Source organism: Actinomadura sp. NPDC049753, assembly GCF_040674655.1.
Classification (GTDB): Bacteria; Actinomycetota; Actinomycetes; order Streptosporangiales; family Streptosporangiaceae; genus Spirillospora; species Spirillospora verrucosospora.
Genome location: NZ_JBFARL010000351.1, coordinates 1 through 4,169 on the forward strand (window position 1 = coordinate 1; position 4,169 = coordinate 4,169).

Below are 4,169 nucleotides of genomic sequence, written 5' to 3' on the forward strand. Positions count from 1 at the left end.
GCCCGGCTCCGCCCGACCGCCCGCGGACGAGGCAGCGGCCCGTCCGAGGGCGGTTTCTTCTTGTCACGCGGCCGCCGGCAGGCCGGGCGTCACCCGGCCTGCCGGCGGCCAGAACTCCTGTACGGACGACGAGGGTCAGGCGGCCTCGATGCGCTGGGCGAGCCAGAGCTCAAGGACCTCCAGTGCGGGGCGCCCGCTGTCGTCGACGGGCTCGGTCCCGTACATCACGTGCCGCCGCGTGCCGTAGAACACCGCCGCGTCGACGCCCTCCTTGACCAGGTTGCTCGGGTTGAGCCGGGTCTTCAGCAACCGGTTGAGCGTGCCCTTCGGCAGCGGCACCCCGGCGACGTCCAGACCGTGCTCGGTCAGGTCGGTGATCTGGGGGACCAGGGAGAGCAGGTCGACGCCGAAGAAGGCGTTGAGCGACTTGACCGGGTCGGCCGGGTCGATGGCCGGGGGGCGCTTCGGGTCGAAGTCGTCCAGCTTGTTCTGGATGGCGCGCAGGTCGCGGGCGATCCGGACCCAGTCGACGCGGTCGAGGACGGCCAGCGCTTCCCCGACGGCGCGCTCGGGGGAGCCGGGCGGCCACATCGCCAGCAGCGCGGCGAGCGGGGTGAGGTCGACCCGGTTGGCCGTCTCGGCCAGCGGCATCAGCCGGTCCTCGATCGCGACGAGGGAACGGTAGACCCCGCGCGTGTCGCCCCGCCGGGCGTACACGGGGACGGCCCGCGCGGCGCGCTCGATCCCGCGGTAGTCGATCCTGCTGATCCCGCCGATGACGTTGCTCGCCTGGGCCAGCAGCGCGACGGGCTGGAGCCCCTGGATGACCTTGGTGACCTTGGCCACCTGGTCGGCGGGCAGCCCGGTCAGCGGCGCGGCCTTGGCGGCGGCGGCGAGGGCCGCACGCGCCAGCGCGGCCGTGTCCCCGGCCTTCGCGGCGGCCTGCACCGCGTCGAGCTCGTTGGCCAGCCCCACCAGGTCGGTGTTGGCCAGCGCCTGGAGCACCTGGCCCGCGATCTGGTTCTGCGAGCCCGGCGGGGAGTTCAGCAGGGTGTTCACCACGACGGGGTTCGCGACGGCGCGGGTGAGCGCCTGCAGCGGGCCGACGAGCCTCGCCAGGTCGCCGGCCGTGCGGGCCGCCCCGGTGGTGTCCTTGCCGCGCGCCTGGCCGGTCAGCGTCTTCACGCCGTTGGGGACGGCGGTGAGGTCGGCGGGCCTGCCGTTGACGGTGCCGAGGTCGGTGGAGAGCTCGCGCTCCGCCGACCCTTGCAGGTTGGCGATGCCGACACGGCTCAGCACGGTGCCGAGGGTGGCGGTGAGCTCGTTCTCCTCCGGCAGGGCGCAGTACAGGTCGCCCTTGAGGCACACGTTCGCGACCCGTCCGGACAGCTCGCCGAAGCCTCCCGGCCGCGGCCCGGCGAGACCCCTGGTGCCGGGGAGCGGATCACCGAGGTTCACCTCGCCCTCGGTCCCCCTGCCGGGGTCGGCCACGCCTCCGCCCGCGATGTAGGAGGCGGCCGGGACCGGTCCCTTCCCGGCCCCGATCTGGGAGGCGACGTCGCCGTTGACGTCCGCGCCCTGGCTGAAGCCGAGCCCGACGAACCGGGTGCCGGGGCAGTCCCGGGAGATGTCCGTCATCGCCTTGCGGGCGGCGTCGATCCCGGTCTGCTTGGAGTCGTTGTAGGTCTTGCCCTGGTCGAACGCGGTCGCGTTGTAGCCGACCCAGTACGAGGAGATCCGGTCGCCGAACCGCCGCTCCAGCGGCTCGGTGATGCCCCGGAGCATGCCGACCGGCGTGTCGGGGTCGGCGGCCGACGTGGTCTCCCAGGTGCCGGGCACGACGATCAGCTTGATCGGGGTGCAGGACAGGGCCCCGGACGTCCGCGCCGCGTTGACCGGCCCGTCCGTGTTCAGCAGCGGCACCGCGGCGGCGGCCGCGACCGCTCCGGCCACCGCGACCGCGACGGCCGGCCTGCGGTAGCGCCGCCACTGCGGCTTCCTGGCGTGCAGTCCGGCGCTCACCGCTGGCCCCTCAGCGCGCAGTAGGCGTCCTGGGCCGCCGTGACGACCGCGGTGCCCGCCTTGTCGGGGATCATGTTGTAGCGGTTGGTGGCCATGACGACCTGGTCCTTGCCGTCCGGGCTCGTCAACCACTGGCTGAAGTAGCCGATCACGGCGCCGTTGTGCGAGTACGCGGTGCCGCACGGGGTCTTCATCATGATCACGCCGAGGCCGTAGGGCTTGTCCGGGGACGCGACCTGCTGGAGCTCCCGCTGCTGCGCGGGAGGCAGCAGGCGGCCCGAGGCGAGCGCGCGGGTGAAGTCGGCGAGGTCCTCCTGGGTGGAGACCATGGCGCCCGCAGCGCCGAACATCTGGACGTTGGAGAACGAGATGTCCCGGATGGTGAAGTAGCCGTGCAGCCAGTTCCCGTACAGCTTGGGGTCGGCCTCGGGGAACGTGGTGTCGCTGAGGCCGAGCGGCTTGATGATCCGGTTGGTCACCTCGACGGCCGGGTGGTGCCCGGTCGCGGCCTGGATGATCAATCCGCCGAGGACGTAGTTGGTGTTGGCGTAGTTGAACTTGGCGCCGGGCGCCGACAGCGGCTTGTTGGCCGTGGCGGCCTTCACCAGCTCGCGGGGGTCCCACTTCCGGTAGGGATTGATGTCGGCGACGTAGGACCCCGAGATCCGCAGGTCGTGGGTGTAGTCGGGGAGCCCGCTGGTGTGGTTGAGCAGCTGCCGGATCGTGATCTTGCGGCCGTCGTTGCCGTTCGCCGCGACCAGACCGGGCAGCCACCGGTCCACGGTGTCGTTCAGCGAAAGCTTGCCCTCGGCCTCCAGCTGCAGCAGCACCGTGGACACGAACGCCTTGGTGTTGCTGCCGATGCGGACCTTCGCCCTCGGGTCGGCAGGCACGCGCATGAACATGTCGCCGTAACCGGCTGCGGCGTTCTGGGTGTCGGCGCCGCTGCGGGCCATCCCGATCACCCCGGGCAGATGGTGCTCCGACTGGAGCCTGGCCACGCGCTCCTGGAGGCCGGCGGCCCGCACATCGTTACCGGCCTCGGTCTTCGCGCCGGCCGAGGCGACCGTGGCCTCCCGGTCCTGGACGCCCATCGTCACCGCCGTCACGGTGGCGGCCGCCGCGACCAGCGTCGCGCCGGCGCGGACAAGGAACTTCCGACTTCGCATTCGGTCTCCCAGACAATTCGACGATCGTGCCTGCGACGCTAGTGAGACCCGTTGAAATTACGATGACAGGCGAATATCCAGACGGCCCGTCCTGTTATTTTCGACCGCACTTTCGCGGACATGCCGAAAACGCGCCGAACGGTTCTTGGATCCGTTCGGCGCGTGGTTCCGGAGAAATGGAGGGTGAACGGCGGCTAAAGGAGTGAAGGCGCGCCTGCGACGGCGACCAGACCGGCTCTGCCCGGGGCCGGCGGCTCCTCCGCGGCGAGTTCCCGCGCGAACAATGCGAGCAGTCCGTTCAGCCGGTACTGGTGGACGGACGGCTGCTGCACGAGGTTGGCGTCCACCAGGTTCTCGAGCGCCTGCTCGGCCCCTCGTACGGCCCAGCCGAGGGCGGCCGCCAGAGCCCGATGGCCGGATCGCCCCTCCGGCGCCGCCCCCAATGCGCGGAACGCTCGACGCTCGGCGGCCGGAAGCCGTTCGTAGGAAAGCCGGAAAGCCCCTTCCACGCTCCGGTCCTCCGCCGTCAGCTCGTCCAGGCGCCGCCGGGCATCGGCCATCCTGTGCACCAGATGCCCGATCGCCCAGGACGGGCGGCTCTGGAGGCGCGCGCCCGCGATGCACAGCGCCAGGGGCAACCGGTCGCACATGGCCGCCAGCTCCCGCACGGCGACAGGCTCGGCCGCGGCGCGCTCGGCGCCCACGATCCTGGTCAGCAGCGCCTCCGCCGCCTGCCGGGTGAGCGCCCCCAGCGAGACCCGGCGGTCCACGTCCAGCCCGACCAGCCGCCGGCGGCTGGTGACCAGCACACGGCTGCCCGCCCCCGCGGGGAGCAGGGGACGCACCTGGTCGGCGCCGGACGCGTCGTCGAGGACCAGCAGCAGGCGCAGCCCGGCGGTCGCGCTCCGCCAGGACGCCGGGAGCTGGTCCTGGACGCCGGACGGGGGCCCGGCGCCCACGGCCCGCAGCAGCCGGCGC

General features: G+C 72.5%; 2 protein-coding genes and 1 pseudogene. All 3 read right to left on the reverse strand.

The features are described 5' to 3' along the window. Window positions 1–135: 135 nt before the first annotated feature. Complete coding sequence (locus tag AB0K37_RS40560) at window positions 136–2,022, reverse strand: cutinase family protein (protein WP_363991142.1); 1,887 nt, start codon at window positions 2,020–2,022, stop codon at window positions 136–138. Next, a complete protein-coding gene (locus AB0K37_RS40565; protein ID WP_363991145.1) occupies window positions 2,019–3,191 on the reverse strand; it encodes a serine hydrolase domain-containing protein in 1,173 nt (390 codons plus the stop codon). Before AB0K37_RS40565 ends, AB0K37_RS40560 begins: the two co-directional genes overlap by 4 nt. A gap of 194 nt (window positions 3,192–3,385) precedes the next feature. After that, a pseudogene (locus AB0K37_RS40570) lies at window positions 3,386–4,169 on the reverse strand (AfsR family transcriptional regulator); the annotation flags it as partial.